Source organism: Ruminococcus albus 7 = DSM 20455 (genome assembly GCF_000179635.2).
GTDB lineage: Bacteria > Bacillota > Clostridia > Oscillospirales > Ruminococcaceae > Hominimerdicola > Hominimerdicola alba.
On the sequence record NC_014833.1, the window covers coordinates 2,630,749 to 2,648,178 of the forward strand.

Sequence of the window (17,430 nt, forward strand, 5' to 3'; positions counted from 1 at the left end):
TCCGGGGTCTTTTTTCATCCGCATAACCGATGTATCAAGTGTTGCGATAAAGGATGACCGATAACAGTTTATGAACGGCTGCAGAGATGATCATTTATTACACAGTGCCTTATATGTCAAGGGTATTATTAACGGATGTGCTGCATATCATTATACAGCAGGGTAAATTGTTGGACACTTGTTAACGGCTTTGTGAAACCTATGCAAAATTATTGCCAGATTAGTTACAATTTGTATAAAAAAATTCGGAGAATGCTATTGTACTTTTTTATTGATTATGCTATAATAATATAGAATATAGTATTCATTTTATTAATTTGCAAAGGGTGTGGAATATGCTTCAAACAATACAAGAGACCTTGAATTCTGTATGGGGCGTGTTTCTCAATATACGTCTTAACGATATTGTTGACATAATCATACTTTATTTTCTTATATACAACGGCATAAAGCTGATACGTGAGACCAGAGCTCAGCAGCTGACAAAGGGTATCGCGGTGCTGCTTGCCTGTTATGCCATAGCTTATCTGTTCAATCTCAATACCATGCGCTTTTTGCTGAAGCTGTGCTTTCAGTGGGGCTTTCTTGCGCTTATCATACTTTTCCAGCCTGAGCTTCGGCGTATGCTGGAAAAAGTCGGCAGAACAAGGATAGCGGAGCTGAGTTTTCTGAATCCACAGGATGCGACCTCGGATGAGATGAAGTGGAGCAGTGCGATAGAAGCTATATGCGATGCGGCTCAGAATCTTTCATCCAGCAAAACAGGTGCGCTGATAATATGCGAGCGCAAGACCAAGCTGGGCGAACAGATAGCTACGGGTACAGTACTGAACTGTACACCCTCTGTGGCGGTGTTCGGTAATATATTCTACCCGAATACTCCCCTGCATGACGGCGCGGTGATAGTAAGGGACGGTGTGATACTGGCGGCAGGATGTTTTCTGCCAAGACCCCAGAAGGATGAACTGATAAACAAGCAGCTCGGATCAAGACACAGGGCAGCAATAGGTATGAGCGAGAACTCAGATGCGCTGGTAGTCGTTGTATCCGAGGAAACAGGTGCTATATCCGTAGCGGAGAACGGTGAGCTTACAAGAGGATATACCAAGGAGTCCCTGAAAAAGCTGCTGACCTCCTCGCTTATAACCGATAAGGATAGCGGATCGGCAAAAGAAAGATCATTTGCAGGAAGGGTGTTCTCAAGATGGAAGAAGTAAAAGAAAACGTCAGGAACACCGGTATATCAAAAAAGATCAGAAACATCAAGAACAAGGGCACAGACCTGTCGCTGAGGATACTGGCTTTTATAATCGCGGTGATAGCCTGGTTCATAATGTCAATAACCCAGTTCCCTACCATAAACAAGACCATAACAGGTGTTCATGTTGATTTCAGCATGAACGGCACTATTGCTGAGGATAAGGGGCTGGCGGCTCTGAACTACAAGGATCTTACGGTCGATGTTGAGATAAAGGGCATGAACTATGAGATAGGTACGTACACAGAAAACGACCTTATCGCTACGGTGAATCTTGACAATGTTACAAAGGAAGGCACGTACAAGCTGGATATAGATGTCAAGAGCAGTCACACTACGGACAGATGCACGATAGTATCCGTATTGCCCGAGAGCATAGAGGTGGAATTTGACAGGATCACACAGAAGACCATTGATGTGACCCCCGAGGCTCCGCTTATCTCTGCGGAGGAAGGATATACCCTCAAGGAAACATCGGTATCACCAAAGGAGATATCCATAGGCGGTCCCAAAAACGAACTTGATAAGATCGAAAAGGTGTCTGCACGTATATCCAAATCTAAAAAGCTTTCTGAGGATACTCCGATGCAGGCTGAGGATCTGATATTCTACGATGCCGACGGCAACAAGCTGGACAGCTCAAAATTCACTTTCAGCAAGGCTTCGGAATTCAATGTGAACTTCGTAATATACAAGAAGAAAGTGCTGAACCTTTCGGTAGATATCGGAAGCACGCCCGATGGATTCGATAAATCGTCGATACCCATCAAGCTGTCGCAGGATAAGATATCGGTAATAACTCCGCATCTGGACGAGCCCGACGAGGAGGACATAAGTCTTGGTACAATACCGCTTTCAAGCATAGATCTGAAAAGGGTGTTTAATTTCAAGATCCCCCTGAACACAGGCGAAGTCAATATGAGCGGAAATGATTCCATAGCAGTAAGCTTTGACAAGAAGGGCTACACATCGGCTTCATTCACCCTTTATGCGGATAACATAGAGCTTATTGGTACACCTTCGGATTTTGAGAGCGAGATAGACAACGAGAAGATACCTAATGTGGTGTTATATGGTCCGGAAGATGTCATATCAACACTGACTGACGAGGAAATATATGCCAGTGTATCCCTCAGTGATATCAAGGAATCAGGCTCGTACACCAAGGAATTAATGATATACGCCAAGGACAGGAAAAACGTATGGTGCTTCGGAAGCAACGAGGTACAGATAACTGTATCCAAGCCAAGGATCAACGAGAGCAGTGAAAGCGATATATCATAAGTGATCATAAAAGAAACAGGCGGTTCGGCGCGTAAGCCGTCGAGCCGCTTTTTTGGAGGAAAATAAAATGCCTGTAATTGTAAACCAGATAAGCTCGGCGCCGGGGACGGATGAAAAGAGCATAATTGAAACAGCAAGAAAAAAACTGGGGATATCACCTGCAAGCATCCGCGGTGCACATATATACAAGACCTCACTGGATGCGCGCAAACGCGAGAACATACACTATGTACACTCGGTAATATTCACACTGAACAGCACTGACGAGGAGATACGTATATCAGACAGGGATGCTTTATTCACCTACGCCGCACCTGCTGAATTCAGACCTGTGATATCAAATGACCATGCGGACGGCCGTGTTGTTATCGCAGGTTTCGGTCCTGCCGGAATGTTCTGTGCGCTGGCACTGGCAGAGCAGGGATATCGTCCGCTGGTGCTTGAACGCGGCGAAAGCATGGATGAGCGTGTGGCTTCGGTGGAACGATTCATGGGAACGGGCATACTCAACGAGAAATCTAACATACAGTTCGGTGAGGGCGGTGCAGGAACATTCTCGGACGGAAAGCTTACAACGAGGATAAAGGATCCCCTTTGCAGATATGTGCTGGAAAGAATGACCGCCTTCGGTGCACCCGAGGAGATACTCACAAAGGCAAAGCCCCATATAGGCACAGACAAACTAAGGGGCGTGGTAAAAGGCATAAGAGAGAGGATAATCGAACTTGGCGGCGAGATAAGGTTCTGCACTCAGCTTGAGGATATCGAACTTGACGGCAGACACGCCCGCGCTGTAAGCTTCACGGGGGGCAAAGAGGAAGTATCTGCGGTGGTGCTGGCGATAGGACATTCAGCGAGGGATACTTTCGAGATGCTCCACAGAAAGGGCATATTCCTTGAAGCAAAACCATTCTCCGTAGGGGCGAGGATAGAACACAGGCAGACGGAGGTCGACAGAAGTCTTTACGGGGAGTACGCAGGAAGTCCCATGCTGCCAAAGGGAGAATATCAGCTTTCATACCGTGAGGGCAGCGGACGTGCGGCTTACACCTTCTGTATGTGTCCGGGCGGTACGGTAGTACCTGCGGCTTCGGAGACAGGCGGCACTGTAACGAACGGTATGAGTGTATTCGCACGTGACGGTGTATATGCAAATTCGGCGCTGGTGGTATCGGTAAGTCCCGAAGATTTCGGCAGCAAGCCCCTTGACGGTATGTACTTTGCGCGGGAGATAGAGCAGAAAGCCTACAAGGCTGCGGGCAGCTACAAGGCTTGCGCTTCAAGCGTAAAGGGATTTCTTGCCGGCAAAGCTGACCTAGATACAGACATAGAGCCAAGCTATTCCCTTGGGGTGACGGCGGTAGATTACGAGAAGATATTCCCTAAACAGGTGACTGAAATGATGCGCACCGGTCTGAAAGTATTTTCACGGAAGATGAAATGCTTCGGGGACGGAAAAGCACTTCTCTGTGCACCCGAAACGAGGACGAGTTCACCCGTGAGGATAACAAGGGACAAAGACAGAATGACTTCCCTTTCCTGCGATAATCTTTACCCCTGCGGCGAGGGTGCGGGCTACGCGGGAGGAATAATGAGCGCGGCAGTGGACGGACTGAACACGGCACTGAAGATAATGGCTGAGATAGCGCCATGATATACGGAGGAAACATGACACCGAAAGAATATCTGGAAATACTGCACACCGCAGAAAAGTTGAAAGACACCACAAGGCACTGTACGACATCCAAAAGACGTACCGAAAGTGTGGCAGAACACAGCTGGCGGCTGGCGCTGATGGCGATACTCCTTCGCGGAGAATTTCCCGAAGCCGACATAAACAAGCTGACTGCCATGTGTGTGATACACGACCTTGGGGAATGTTTCACAGGTGACATACCCACATTCAGCAAGACTGACAAAGACCGTGAGACCGAAGACAGACTTCTGAATGAATGGGTAGGTTCTCTGCCCGCGGAAATTTCTTCTTATTTCAAGGCACTGTATCGGGAGATGGAAGAACAGAAAACGATAGAAGCAAAACTGTTCAAGGCACTTGACAAGCTTGAAGCCCTGATACAGCACAATGAATCACCGCTGGATACATGGTCTGAAAATGAACGTGAGTTAAATCTGACTTACGGTACAGATACAGTGGCTTTCTCGGAATGGCTGACAGAACTCCGAAAAGTGATACTTAACGAAACACTGGATAAACTCGGATAATAAAAACGGCGGAGCGTGTAAGACGGTACTCATATAGAATTTTTGCCCCTGAGCCTTTCAAAGTGCTCAGGGGCATTGTACTTATTGTTACTAAGCTAAATCAGAATTTAACGATTGTACTTTGCGCCAGCAGTAATTAACATGGCTAATCCCACTACAAAGCAAACAGCAAAACATAGAAAACTGTAAGCAGAATCTGTCACGAAAAGTATTACCGCAGATATCAGCAACCCAATTCCTATTACAATAAGACCAGTTCCTGACAGCCTGCAAAACGCCGTCTTGTTTTCCGCAGAGACTTTATTGACATGATAATCATGCATTAGGGAAAGTTTTTCTTTTTTCCAGATCAACCAACCCATAACAGCAATAATGGTACCTACTCCTCCAGTTATTAAGACTCCTATTATTTTTCCTATCATATCGAGGATCTCCCTTACAAATTCCGATTTATGCCAGTAATTATAGCACAGCATTGAAGGTCTGTCAATGGAAACGCCATAGTACTTTTGACCTTGCATCAGAAATACTATGGCTTAATGCTTCTGTATGAGTACCGGCTATAGCTCCGCCGTTGATTTTTTTCTGAAATTATTCAATAAGACCTTTTTCTTTCAAAACCTTCTTGATAGCCGCATATGTCTCATCGCTGAGGATATGTTCAACACGGCAGGCATCCTTGGAAGCAGTAGCTTCGCTTACGCCCAATGATACGAACAGCTTGGAAAACAGCTTATGACGCTCATACATTTTTGCAGCTATCTCCATACCTTTATCTGTAAGTGTGATGTAACCATCCTTATCAACGAGGATATATCCGTTCTCACGAAGATTCTTCATGGCTATGCTGACGCTGGGCTTGGAAAATTCAAGTTCGTTAACTATGTCGATGCTTCTGACATCGCCTTTGCGCTCACTGATCATGAGTATGCTTTCAAGATAATTCTCGGCAGATTCCTGTATTTTCAAAGCTGCACCTCCGTTGTAATTAATTATACCATATTATAACACATTTATATAAATATTGCAAGTGGTACAAAAGAAATAATCAGCAGAAGTTAATAGCGTCATATCCTGCGGAATGAACCTGTGAACATTTTTGCTGAACGTATCAGCATTGTCACGCCCATAACTGCACATACCGAACCTAAGGTTATGGAATTTCTGAGGACATATATGCCTGCGGCTGTCACTAAGACACTTACCGCCATGCAGAGGATGAAAAATCCTGCGCGTAGGATAACTCTTACAGAACGGGGTACATATCTGCTGTTCAGAAAACCGCTTAATACCTCTTCAGCTATATCTATGATGATATCCATAATGCTGTCCTCCTTTGATATTTATATCAGGCTGCTGTAATAAGCGCTCAGCTTTGCAGCGGCTTTTTTTATGAGCTGTTCAGCCTTATCGTGAGCGTTTATATCTGCAAAAATGCCCTGAGTGGAAAGTGTCTGTGCCTGCTTTGCAAGTTCTACTGCACGCTGGAATGCTGCTATATCCTCATTTTCTGTAAGCTGTTCCGCAAGGTGCAGACAAGCACGTGCTTTCAGCGCGGTAAATTCGTCGATATATCCATGTGGCGGCTCCGCCTTGACTATCTCCTCATAAACGCCTGCGGCATAGAGGTTGCGAAGTTCGATATAACTTACCATACCTGTATCTGCGGCAGGTGAAGTATCATAGGCTTCAAGCTGTATATCAAGCACTTTGCAGAGATATTCAAGGGTCTTAACCGAGGGCATGGCACTGCCACTCTCTATCTGGCTGAGCATATTTCTGGTTATGAAATCGCCCACCACCTCATTCTGTGTCATCTTTTTAGCGAGGCGTGCTTCCTTTATAATACGTCCGATATTTTTTGCATCCATTTGTTAGCCTCCTTTTTACGTGTCAATTTCATTTACATATAATATAACACACTTTCCGCACAATTGCAAGCGTTTTACAGAAATTTAACATTTGCATTTACTATGTATGGATGTGTGATTTACCAAAAAGGTAAAAAGAAAACTTCTTGCCATATTATAAAGGTATTATATATTATAATACTGCGATTCTGTAAAAATTTTTTTGAAAAACCTCTTGACAAAGTAAATCGTTTGATGTATAATAAGGTAAATTAAATTTACAAGTTCAGTTTACCAAGTAAAGGAGGCGGTAAATATGATGGAAAGATTTGATATTTGGTGGGACGGACTCAGCGGACTGCTGAAGGTGCTTTACTGCATCGCCTTTCCTTCAACTATGCTGCTTATATTTCAGACCCTTATGGCAATGTTCGGTATGCACCACGGTGCACATGATATCAGCGATACCTCGGGACTGGATATGCACACGGATGTGGGCGGACACGATTTCGATATCGGACATGACATAGGCGGTCATCACGGATTTGATATCCACCACGATATCGACGCACACCACAACGGCGACTTCCACGATCATTCTATCAACGATAACGTTACGGACACCTCGATGCACTTCTTCACTTTACAGACGATAGTTGCATTCCTTACAGTGTTCAGCTGGTCGTCGATAGTTCTGGTTGGGTCAAGCGTACCTAAGATAGCGGCACTTGCAGTTGGTTCAATACTTGGCATCGGCACGATGGCACTGGTAGCAAAGATGGTACAGTTTTCCATGAGACTTGCAGAGAACGGAACAGTTGACCTGAGAAACGCAATTGGCGAGAGCGCAACGGTATATATCCCCTGCCCCGCAAAAAATCAGGGAATGGGAAAGATAACCATGACGCTGCAGGGTCAGATGATGGAGCTTGGCGCTTTCAATGAGGGCGAGGAAATGCTGAAAACCGGTACCAAGGTAGTTGTGGTAGATGTCCGCGGTGACGATGTGATAGTAGAAAAAGATGCATGACAGATCCGGGAGGTGCGGGATATGACGAGGACAATTATTTCTATAATACTATTCGTGATAAGCGCACTGTTAGCGAAATGCAGCATAAGGCATTTTCTCGGGCGCGGATACTTACTAAACAATGCGTACATATTCGCACCGAAAACAGAACGGGAGTCAATGAACAAAAAGCCGTATTACAGACAGTCCGCTGTTGTATTTTTACTGATGAGCGCGGTATTCATCGTGCTGGGACTTGCGGTTTTATTTGAGGATACAAAGCTCGAACTTATCGAGCTACCTCTGATTGCGGGTGCTGTGATATACGCAGTTATCTCCGAGGTAAAGATAGAAAAGAAGTCAAAATGACACGGGAAATAAATAAAAAACTATAAGACAAAAGAAGAGACAAAAATATCCATGTGTAGAACAGAAGAAAGAAGACAACAGGACGTATAAAAACAAAAGAAAGAGACATAAAAAAGAGACAATAACTTATGTGTAGGACAAAAGAAGGCAGACAACAGGACGTATAAAAACAAAAGAAAGAGACAAAAAAGAGAGACAATATCTTATGTGTAGGACAGAAGAAGGCAGACAACAAAACGGCTTTTGGTTAAGGCACAAAAGAGAGAAGAGGTAATTTGAATGAAAACAAAAGCAAAAGCCGCACTGATATCCGCAGCAGCAGTTGTGGGTGTTGCAGGTGGGATATGGTTTTCATGGTGCAGTGGAATCAATTACGAGAGAAGATACAAAAAGCTGTTCGACAAGACATTTAAAGGTGACTACAAGATAACCGTTACCGAAAGCGGGTTTTATACCAATAAGAAAACTCCGATAAAGCTGCCTGTACGATACAAAGTCTATGATGTTGAATACAAGGATAAAAACGACAAAGAAAGACATTTTGATCTTGACAGCAGATATCCGTACATTTATGAACCTGATCATGAGACTCTGTTGGAGTATATAAAAAACAAAAACATAAATGCAGACAAAGATGTAGCTATTACACTGAATAATGAAATACATTTGATCACATTAGATGATGGGTTTGATGACCTTCTGCCAAAATATTTTGACGATGTAGAACGCAAGTACGACACAAGTATCTTTGCAGATAGTGACGGATATAGGGTCATTTTATTACCGATAGATAATTCTTTCGATTATATAGACAATTACTACAATCACAATAACGATGATAAAATGCAAGAGTTCATATCACCCAAAACTTGTCCTGTACTATCAGACTTAGATTGGAGATCAGCCGCAGACATCAAGACTTTTTCTCTGGATCTATCTGTCATAATAACCGATGAAAGCAAATTTGGTTTGATGGATGAATATACCGAAAAGGCGGAAGCTCTATGTAAGGAATTCGCAGATGCTTCAGACTTCGGAGGAAATTACAAGTACTTAGTCAGGACAATAAAAGAAGATGGCGAAGGATCTAAAGCTATCGACAGTAACGCCCTCTATGTAATAAACGGTAAGAAAGTAGACTTAGATCCGGATGATAATATAACTTATCAAAAGTTCAAAGATATGATAGTTGAAAAAGCCGGATATGACATATCCGACAGATAAAGGAGAAGAACATGAAAAACATACTTCAGAAGTCCGTATACCGATACGAATCGGACGGCAAGCAGTTCACGGGAACATACCGATGTTAACGCCAATTCCCGAAAGAAAGATAAAGAAGATCAGAACAAAGAAAAAAGACAACATCTCACACAAAACAAATTCTTTGACAGATAAAGGAGAATAACTATGGGAACCGAGTCGATCATTATTATTTGCGTTATAGTTGCGGTACTTTTCGCAGCACTTATGGCTATACTTTCAAGATACAGAAAATGCCCTTCGGACAAGGTGCTGGTCATCTACGGTAAGGTAGGTACAGACAAGAACGGACAGGCAAGGAGTGCAAGATGTATCCACGGCGGTGCGGCATTCATCATGCCTGTAATACAGTCCTATGAGTACATGGACCTGACACCTATATCCATAAACGTTGACCTGAAAAATGCGCTTTCAAAGCAGAATATCCGTATCGATGTTCCTTCAAGATTCACAGTTGGTATCTCTACCGAACCCGGCATCATGCAGAACGCCGCTGAAAGACTTCTCGGTCTGAAGCTGATGGAGATACAGGAACTGGCTAAGGATATCATCTTCGGTCAGCTGAGACTTATCATCGCTACAATGGATATCGAAGAGATCAACTCCGACAGAGACAAGTTCCTGCTGGCAGTATCCAACAACGTTGAGATCGAGCTGAAAAAGATCGGTCTGAAACTGATAAACGTTAACGTTACCGATATCACAGACGAGTCCGGATATCTGGAAGCTCTCGGTAAAGAGGCTGCTGCAAAGGCTATCAACGACGCTAAGAAGAGCGTTGCAGAGAAGCACAGAGACGGTGAGATCGGTCAGTCGCACGCACAGAAAGAGCAGAGGATCGAAGTTGCAGCTGCAAACGCTGACGCTATCAAGGGTGAGAACGATGCTAAGGTAGCTGTTGCACAGTCCGAGGCTGAGAGAAGAGAAAGAGAAGCAGAATCTCTGCGTAAGGCTACCGCTGCCGAAGCAGTTCAGGCTGCAAAGGCTAAGCAGGAAGCTTACATCGCTCAGCAGGAAGCAGAGCTTACAAGAGCAGAGCTGGAAAAGGCTACACAGAAGGCTGACGTTATCGTTAAGGCTGAGATCAGCAAGCAGCAGGCTGAGATCCAGGCTGAGGCACAGGCTGAAGTTACAAGACGTAAGGCAAAGGGTGAAGCTGACGCTATCTTCGCTAAGATGGAAGCTGAGGCTAAGGGTAATCAGGAGATACTCACCAAGCAGGCAGAAGGTCTGAAGCAGATAGTTGCTGCTGCAGGCGGTGATGCTGATGCGGCTGTAAGACTTATCATCGCTGACAAGATGGAGCAGCTGATAGCTATTCAGGTAGAGGCTATCAAGAACATCAAGATCGACAAGATCACTGTTTGGGACAGCGGCGCTAACGGCGGACAGGGCGGCGGCTCTACCGCTAACTTCCTCAGCGGTCTGATGAAGAGCGTACCTCCTCTGAACGATCTGTTCGAGCAGGCAGGTATGTCACTGCCCGAGTTCCTTGGCAAGGACATGAAGGATGCTCTGGAGAAGTCCCGCGAGGAGGCTATCCAGAGAGTTGCAGCAGAGGAAGCTGAAAAGCTTGGCAGCAACGATGTTGAGATAATCGAGCAGTAAATAGTCATAATGCACAAATAACCTCTCAAAATGCACATATCACCTCAATTGATATACTGCTGTCCGGTGCTGCAGATGCTGTGCCGGACAGCAGCTTTTTTATAATAAACTAATTGAAAACCATGCTATATGAGCATGAGAGAACGATCCGAAATGCATTTATGAAGGCTTTTGTACGTTAAGTTGTACGCGAGGCAAGAAAAGGCGCGGAGAGAGGGCTAAAAATCTTTCATGTTTTATCATTTAATTATTTCTAAGCCGTGTAAATTCGACAAATAAATGCTTCTAAAACGTTTTCTAAAAAATCGTTGGCCAAGACGTGAGTTTCATATCTTCGTACTATCTTTTAACCAAACATAATATTGCGATTATGATAAATTCATTTAACATTCGGTTTTCTCGGAAAAACAGGCAAATCCGGTTACAATCGTTGTAACAATTTTAACATTACGGTAACGGGATATAAATTTCTGACGCTAAGATGTTCAGAATGTCAAAACTAACCTTAAAATTTCGTGAAAATTACCCACAATCACACCAGCACATTTGTTTCTATACTATATGTTGTATGTTGTATAATTTTAACCACTAGATTTGTTGTAATTATTTTGTAACCAGTGAATAAGATAATTAAATTTAACTTAAAAGGCGTTTCGTTAATAATATCAATGGTTGACAATGCTAGTATTTTCATATATAATAGGAATACAACAAAACAAACAGTACGAGTAAAGAACAGTCATAAAATTATGTTCCTTTTGTTCACCCGGAGGTGAGTTCGTTGAATATTAAAAAAACAGCGGCAGCTCTTATGGCAGCTGCAATGATGCTCGGTACAACAGCTGTAACAGGCGGTAATGCCATAACAGCTTCCGCAGCTAAAAACAGAAACGGAATTTGTACATATACTTACATCGACGTCAAGACAGACGCTGATGCTTACGCAAGCAAGGCAGGCTGGCTCGACGGCGGAGATGCGGTAAGCATCCTCGGTGAAAAATATGACAGCAACGGAGAACTGTGGTATAAGATACAATATGAACTTCTTATAGGCTATGTTCCCGCAGCTTCCATAAGTGAAAACGGCAAGGGCTATCAGCCTGCAGACTATAGCGGTGATTTTGAGAGCTATATGGAATCTCAGGGCTTCCCCGAGAGCTACAGGATATACCTCAGAAAGCTCCATGAGCAGCACCCCAGCTGGATATTCAAAGCTCAGCATCTGGATATAGACTGGAACAATGCGGTTAATGCAGAAACCGTTGTCGGCAGGAACCTTGTTCACAACGGTGCTCCCGAGTCATGGAAATCTAAGGCAAGGGGCGCTTACGATGCTAATACAGGCACATGGTATCAGCTTGATACAGGCTGGGTAGCAGCATCTGATGAAATAATAAAGTATTATCTCGATCCCAGAAATTTCCTGAGCGAGAACTACGTATTCATGTTTGAGAACCTGTCCTATGATCCTGCTGTACACACCCGTGACGGTGTTGAGGCTATCCTCAGCGGCACATTCATGGACGGCGGCTATACCTGTCCTGATACATGGGAGTGGTTCACCTATGCTGATACCTTTATGGAAGCAGCAGAAATATCAGGAGTATCACCCTATCATCTGGCATCGAGATGCCGCAACGAGCAGGGTGTATACGGTGCTCCGCAGTCTCTCGGTACTATATGGGGATATGAGAATTATTTCAATTTCTTTGATGTAGGCGCATACGCTACGGCTTCACTGACAGCAGGCGAAATGGCTGCAAGATATGCGACAAACTATGATCCTGATTATCTTTTACCATGGACAAACCAGTACAGATCAATTGTCGGCGGCTCCATATTCCTGGGCAACGGCTATATCAACAGAGAGCAGGATACCCTGTATCTTCAGAAATTCGATATGGTCGACGGCGGTAACGGCTACTACGCTCACCAGTACATGACCTGTGTATTCGGACAGGCTAACGAAGCTGTCAGCCTGCTGAACGCTTACAGCGATGATGTGCTTGCTTCTGCTATGGAATTCAAGATACCCGTATACGATAATATGCCAGAAACTCGCTGTCTGAAACCCGGCACTGTTCTCGGTGAGGACGAGATACCTGTAAAGAACAGCGGCAAGACCGTTAAGAAAGACAATAACAATAATACTAACAATACCAATACTTCTAACAATAGTAACAGCGTCTCCAAAGTAGATGAAAAATATGATATCAACAGTGACGGTAATGTGAATATCACAGATGCCAGCGTCATGACAGCACATATCTTATCAAGAAAAGCTATGAATTCTTCAAGCCTTAAAAAAGCCGATATTGACAAGAACGGCAGATTTGAAGTAACCGATGCTATTCTCGTTATAAAGTACTTAAAGAATATCGTATAGTTATATCTGCGAAGTATAGTTTTATAAAGACTGTCCCGATACCAAGTTATCGGGACAGTCTTTTTTTGGAAGAATTGACATATTTAACTTGACATTTATTCAAATTAATATTATAATTATAATAACCGATATGTTACTGCGGTAATAGTTCATTTACGACAACCCCATATGGATTGTCGGGACAGGAGGATATATGCTGATATGCAATAATTGCGGCAAGACAGGTAAACGCGGAAAATTCTGTGTATACTGCGGCGGTGAGCTGACCGAGTTTTTTACGCTGAAGACCGCTGAAAATAATGATGCCCCAAAGGGTAAATGCCCACAGTGCGGAAAGGAATTCGCAGGGGGCAAGTTCTGTGTGTTCTGTGGAACAAAGCTTGATATGGGAGATCAGGAGAACGCTTCGGCACTTGTTCAGGAGATACCTGCGCAGGAAGTAAGCGAAGTTCCTGTTTCTGAGCCTGTACAGGAAGTCATCGAAGCTCCTGTAGAAGATGTCGTTCAGGAAATCACCGAAACTCCTGTCGAAGAAACCGTTCAGGAAGTGAACGAAACCACTGTTGAAGAGGTCGTTCAGGAAATCACCGAAACCACTGTTGAAGAAGCCGTTCAGGAAACAGAACCTATCGAAGCACCTGTACCTGATGTATCATCTGAGGATAACGGCTTTAAATGCAGCGTATGCGGAAAGCTTCACAGCAAGGGAAAATTCTGCACAGTATGCGGAGGTGCTCTTGTACCTGTTGACAGCGGATCTGACAAAAGCGCTGTTCCTTCACCTGCGGCATCAGCTGCTGTTACGCTGAAATGCGCTAAATGCGGCAAAGTTCATAGCGGCGGAAAGTTCTGTACCGCTTGCGGAGGTGAGCTTGTAGCTGCCGATGAAGCAGCTGATACATCAACAAAGGAAGAAACTGCTGCGCCTTCACTTATATGCGAAGTATGCGGAAAGCCCCATGAAAAGGGCAAGTTCTGTACCGCTTGCGGAGGTAAGCTGATAAACGCAAATGCTGCAAATCAGACCGATTCGACACCTGAGCCTGCACCGTCTGTTATACCAACACCGGTATCTGCGTCAACGGCAGAAACTTCTGCACCCGTAACTCAGGTTGCTGGCAAGCTTGTTTGCAAGGAGTGCGGAAAAGCGCATGAGAAAGGCAAATTCTGCACCGCCTGCGGAGGACAGCTCATTCCTGCCGATGATACCCCTGCGGCACCTGAAAGTGCTCCTGTTGCGGAATGGCTGAAATGTTCGGTATGCGGTAAGCTTCATGACAAGGGCAAATTCTGCACATCATGCGGAGGTCAGCTTGTATCTGCAAGTGCGGCAGCTGACACGGTTTCGGCTATACCCACCCCTGTTACACCTGTATCATCGGTGATACCTACACCTGTATCCGCTCCCCTGCCGAATACATCAACAGCGCCAATATCTGCACCTCTCCCTGCAAGCACTGAAACATCGGGCAAACTGGTATGCAAAGTGTGCGGCAAGATACTCGACAAAGGCAAGTTCTGCACTGCCTGCGGCGGTGAGCTGGTTCCTATGGAAAGTCAGACGGTGAGCGCTCCTATTGCAGAAAACAGCAGTCTTGTATGCCCTTCCTGCGGCAAGACATTTGAACGCGGCAAATTCTGTACCACCTGCGGCGCTACTCTCGTTCCGCAGACTTCGGCTGCAGCTCCCGTCAATGACGGAAAACTGCACTGCGTACAGTGCGGCAAGATATTTGACCACGGCAAGTTCTGCACATCATGCGGAGGTCAACTTGTTACTTCGGATAAGCTGAATGTGTGATAATTCATTAGTACAAAACAGAGATGAGGTCTGAGTATGTCTAACGGACAATGCGGAAAACTCAGCATAGACGGATATGTATTTCAGGTAAAGGACTGCGGATCAACAAGGCTCTATATATTCGATAACGACGATGACATCGACGAAGAAAGAGATGTCATAACCAAAACGATATCAATGGATGTATGTTTTGAAAAAGGGCAGTTCGGTAATGAAGAAGTATCACCAAAGCTTGTTATCAACGAATTTCCCACAGGGAAAGCTGATATCCGAGACATGATCGGCATGGAGTTTGAAGTTAAAAGCGCCGATGAAGCTTACGAACGTGAAGACACAATGTATATCTTTGAGCACGAACCTCTCATAAACTACAAGCTGAATATCGTTGACATTGAAACCGATCTGATGCACGTTAAGATAAGCGGAACTGCTGTTACGGACGGATATTCCACCACTGTGAAGACTGCGGAGTTTGAGGGAGAATTCAGACTTCATATTTAAAATGGTACTATATAAATGTGTAAAGGCACTTCTGACAAATATATGTCAAAAGTGCCTTTGTATTTATTCTTTGCATTTATCAAGAAGTGTATCAACGACAAATTCCGCAAAATCACCATCGCCTTTAAAAACGCTTCGGTTGGGGTTTTTAAGGAGCGGATCAAGTGCTTCCGGGATAATGGCGTGGTCTGCTTCTTCAAGCATGGGCAGGTCGATGGTGCTGTCACCTGCGGCGATGATGAATGCACCGCTCTCGCCCTGTGCAAGACGTTTGAGCGCTCTGCCTTTGGTGATATCGGGCGGCAGGAAGTATATCTTTCTACCCGAGGGCATTACATCAAGTTCGGTGAGTTTTCCGTATCTGTCCATAAATTCGTCCACATATTCCGGCTTTGCACAGGATATATAAAGGTACATCTCATCGACAATACGCACCACATTCAGCTTCTCGTTGCCGTCAAGCTCGGCGCGGAGCTTTTCCATAAGGGGCATCAGTTCATCGGCATAGCGCTTTTCACGGTTGCGCCATTCTTCATTCTGAATGCCATTCTCTATCAGTATTGCACCGTTGGTGGTTATTGCCCTGGTGTAACAGCCTTCGGGCAGTTGTATCCTTTCAAACTGCGCCACCGAACGTGTCGTAAGCGGGACAAGTTCGACATTTTCGGGTAGAGAGGACAGATGTGAGCAGACTTTTGCGCTCATGAAACCCTGTTCTGCACCGTTCAGAAGTTCAACGCATATATCGCCCTCACGCCTGTGCTTATAGGAATGTATCAGCGTATTATCGAGGTCACTTGCAATCAGTATCTTTCTCATATCAGTTATCCGCCATCGCTTTGATAAGACCGCAGGCACGGTAGTGTTTCAGCGGATACTCAACAAGCTCACAGCCCTTTTCTTCGGCAAGCTGATAAAGATGTCCCAGATGCTCATTATCATCCAGGCTGTGTACCAGCATTTTCCAGGGCATACGGCGCAGCAGCACTCTTGTGGCTTCACCTATGCTGGGCTTTACAAGATTGATATCAGCGATACCGTATTCCTGACAGATGGCTTTTACCTCCTCCATAGTATTTTCGGCTGTATCGGCAGCATTATCGTTAAGGTCATAGTCATCAAAGCTGAAATGCTCCTCTACTGTATCTATAAACTTATATGTGAGGTCCTTATGGGCAAGCTCCTTGTAGTACACCGCACCGTGAAAGTCCTTTTCGCCTATGATATCGCTTCTGAGGAAAGTCCTGCTGAGAAGTCCCGATACTGTGGAATTAAGGCAGCTGCTGGCGATAAGAAAATCATCGTGAGTGCCGCATTTTTCAGAGATAAAGGCGGGGTCGGAAAGAACACCCAGCCCGGGACTGACTTCTGGATAATCCTTCATAGCTTCTTCCAGCTGACGGGTGATAGCGCCTTTGCCTGTCCAGCCGTCGATGAACTGGATATCCTGAGGTCTGTGTCTTTCAAGGATATAGTTCATGGCATTTTTGTCTATGCCCCTGCCGCGGATTATAGAGATAGTATAGTGAGCGACATTTATTCCGTACTTTCTGTCCATATAGTGTTTCAGCAGTACACCGATAGAAGTGCCTGCCCTCGCAAGGGATACAAGCACTGCGTTTTCGCCCTTGTCCTTAAATATCAGCTGACCCAGCCTGCCCACAGCCTCGGCGGTGATGCCGCTGTACATATCAAGGGCTGTATAGAATGACTTCATGTACTGCTCGGAGGGTTCGTACTCTATTGGCAGCATCTCACAGTAGTGTCTGCCGCCCTGTATAAGCTTTTCTCTCTCCTCGGTGCTCTGAGGTTTTACCTTACCTGTGATATCTTTGAGAAGAATCGTAACGTCTTCATTTTTATATGAACCAAACATCT

At 44.8% G+C, this 17,430-nt stretch carries 17 protein-coding genes; 11 read left to right on the forward strand and 6 right to left on the reverse strand.

Annotated elements, in window-relative coordinates:
- Positions 1-335 precede the first annotated feature (335 nt).
- The 4 genes from cdaA (at position 336) to RUMAL_RS11890 (ending at position 4,765) form a co-directional block, all read left to right on the forward strand.
- A complete protein-coding gene (gene cdaA / locus RUMAL_RS11875; RefSeq protein WP_013498960.1) occupies positions 336-1,217 on the forward strand; it encodes a diadenylate cyclase CdaA in 882 nt (293 codons plus the stop codon).
- Complete coding sequence (locus RUMAL_RS11880) at positions 1,205-2,542, forward strand: CdaR family protein (protein WP_013498961.1); 1,338 nt, start codon at positions 1,205-1,207, stop codon at positions 2,540-2,542. The genes cdaA and RUMAL_RS11880 overlap by 13 nt, the downstream gene beginning before the upstream one ends.
- 67 nt (positions 2,543-2,609) lie before the next feature.
- Complete coding sequence (locus RUMAL_RS11885) at positions 2,610-4,196, forward strand: NAD(P)/FAD-dependent oxidoreductase (protein ID WP_013498962.1); 1,587 nt, start codon at positions 2,610-2,612, stop codon at positions 4,194-4,196.
- Positions 4,197-4,210: 14 nt separating this feature from the next.
- Complete coding sequence (locus RUMAL_RS11890) at positions 4,211-4,765, forward strand: HD domain-containing protein (protein WP_013498963.1); 555 nt, start codon at positions 4,211-4,213, stop codon at positions 4,763-4,765.
- 107 nt (positions 4,766-4,872) lie between these two features.
- Here RUMAL_RS11890 and RUMAL_RS11895 read toward each other — a convergent pair whose 3' ends face one another.
- The 4 genes from RUMAL_RS11895 to RUMAL_RS11910 all read right to left on the reverse strand — a co-directional run bounded on the left by RUMAL_RS11895 (position 4,873) and on the right by RUMAL_RS11910 (position 6,636).
- Positions 4,873-5,187, reverse strand: coding sequence for a DUF3784 domain-containing protein (locus tag RUMAL_RS11895; RefSeq protein WP_013498964.1), 315 nt, complete (start codon positions 5,185-5,187; stop codon positions 4,873-4,875).
- A gap of 169 nt (positions 5,188-5,356) precedes the next feature.
- Positions 5,357-5,734 carry a metal-dependent transcriptional regulator gene (locus tag RUMAL_RS11900; RefSeq protein WP_013498965.1) on the reverse strand — a complete coding sequence of 126 codons (378 nt, stop codon included), beginning with the start codon at positions 5,732-5,734 and terminating at the stop codon, positions 5,357-5,359.
- A 98-nt stretch (positions 5,735-5,832) separates the two neighbouring features.
- A complete protein-coding gene (locus tag RUMAL_RS11905; RefSeq protein WP_013498966.1) occupies positions 5,833-6,087 on the reverse strand; it encodes a hypothetical protein in 255 nt (84 codons plus the stop codon).
- 21 nt (positions 6,088-6,108) lie between these two features.
- Positions 6,109-6,636, reverse strand: coding sequence for a helix-turn-helix domain-containing protein (locus tag RUMAL_RS11910; protein WP_013498967.1), 528 nt, complete (start codon positions 6,634-6,636; stop codon positions 6,109-6,111).
- Positions 6,637-6,931: 295 nt separating this feature from the next.
- Between RUMAL_RS11910 and RUMAL_RS11915 the strand changes: the two genes are divergently transcribed.
- From RUMAL_RS11915 to RUMAL_RS11945, 7 genes are all read left to right on the forward strand, one after another.
- The gene (locus RUMAL_RS11915; protein ID WP_013498968.1) at positions 6,932-7,645 is read left to right on the forward strand and encodes a hypothetical protein; all 714 of its coding nucleotides are present in this window, start codon (positions 6,932-6,934) and stop codon (positions 7,643-7,645) included.
- Between the two features lie 21 nt (positions 7,646-7,666).
- Positions 7,667-7,993 (forward strand): DUF3784 domain-containing protein, encoded by a 327-nt coding sequence (locus RUMAL_RS11920; RefSeq protein WP_013498969.1) that lies wholly within the window; start codon positions 7,667-7,669, stop codon positions 7,991-7,993.
- Between the two features lie 279 nt (positions 7,994-8,272).
- Positions 8,273-9,217 (forward strand): hypothetical protein, encoded by a 945-nt coding sequence (locus RUMAL_RS11925; RefSeq protein ID WP_013498970.1) that lies wholly within the window; start codon positions 8,273-8,275, stop codon positions 9,215-9,217.
- Between the two features lie 186 nt (positions 9,218-9,403).
- Entirely contained in the window at positions 9,404-10,864 is a 1,461-nt protein-coding gene (locus RUMAL_RS11930) for a flotillin family protein (RefSeq protein WP_013498971.1), read from the forward strand.
- Between the two features lie 772 nt (positions 10,865-11,636).
- Positions 11,637-13,250 carry a dockerin type I domain-containing protein gene (locus tag RUMAL_RS11935; protein ID WP_419247549.1) on the forward strand — a complete coding sequence of 538 codons (1,614 nt, stop codon included), beginning with the start codon at positions 11,637-11,639 and terminating at the stop codon, positions 13,248-13,250.
- Positions 13,251-13,443: 193 nt separating this feature from the next.
- On the forward strand, positions 13,444-15,051 hold the full coding sequence (locus RUMAL_RS11940) for a hypothetical protein (RefSeq protein ID WP_013498973.1): 1,608 nt from the start codon (positions 13,444-13,446) through the stop codon (positions 15,049-15,051).
- A 36-nt stretch (positions 15,052-15,087) separates the two neighbouring features.
- A complete protein-coding gene (locus tag RUMAL_RS11945; protein WP_013498974.1) occupies positions 15,088-15,552 on the forward strand; it encodes a hypothetical protein in 465 nt (154 codons plus the stop codon).
- A 63-nt stretch (positions 15,553-15,615) separates the two neighbouring features.
- On the opposite strand, the gene RUMAL_RS11950 is transcribed toward RUMAL_RS11945, so the two are convergent.
- Both RUMAL_RS11950 and RUMAL_RS11955 read right to left on the reverse strand, forming a co-directional pair.
- Positions 15,616-16,371, reverse strand: coding sequence for an HAD hydrolase family protein (locus tag RUMAL_RS11950; RefSeq protein ID WP_013498975.1), 756 nt, complete (start codon positions 16,369-16,371; stop codon positions 15,616-15,618).
- 1 nt (position 16,372) lies between these two features.
- Positions 16,373-17,428, reverse strand: a complete 1,056-nt coding sequence (locus RUMAL_RS11955; RefSeq protein ID WP_013498976.1) for a cysteine protease StiP family protein — start codon at positions 17,426-17,428, stop codon at positions 16,373-16,375.
- Positions 17,429-17,430: the final 2 nt, after the last annotated feature.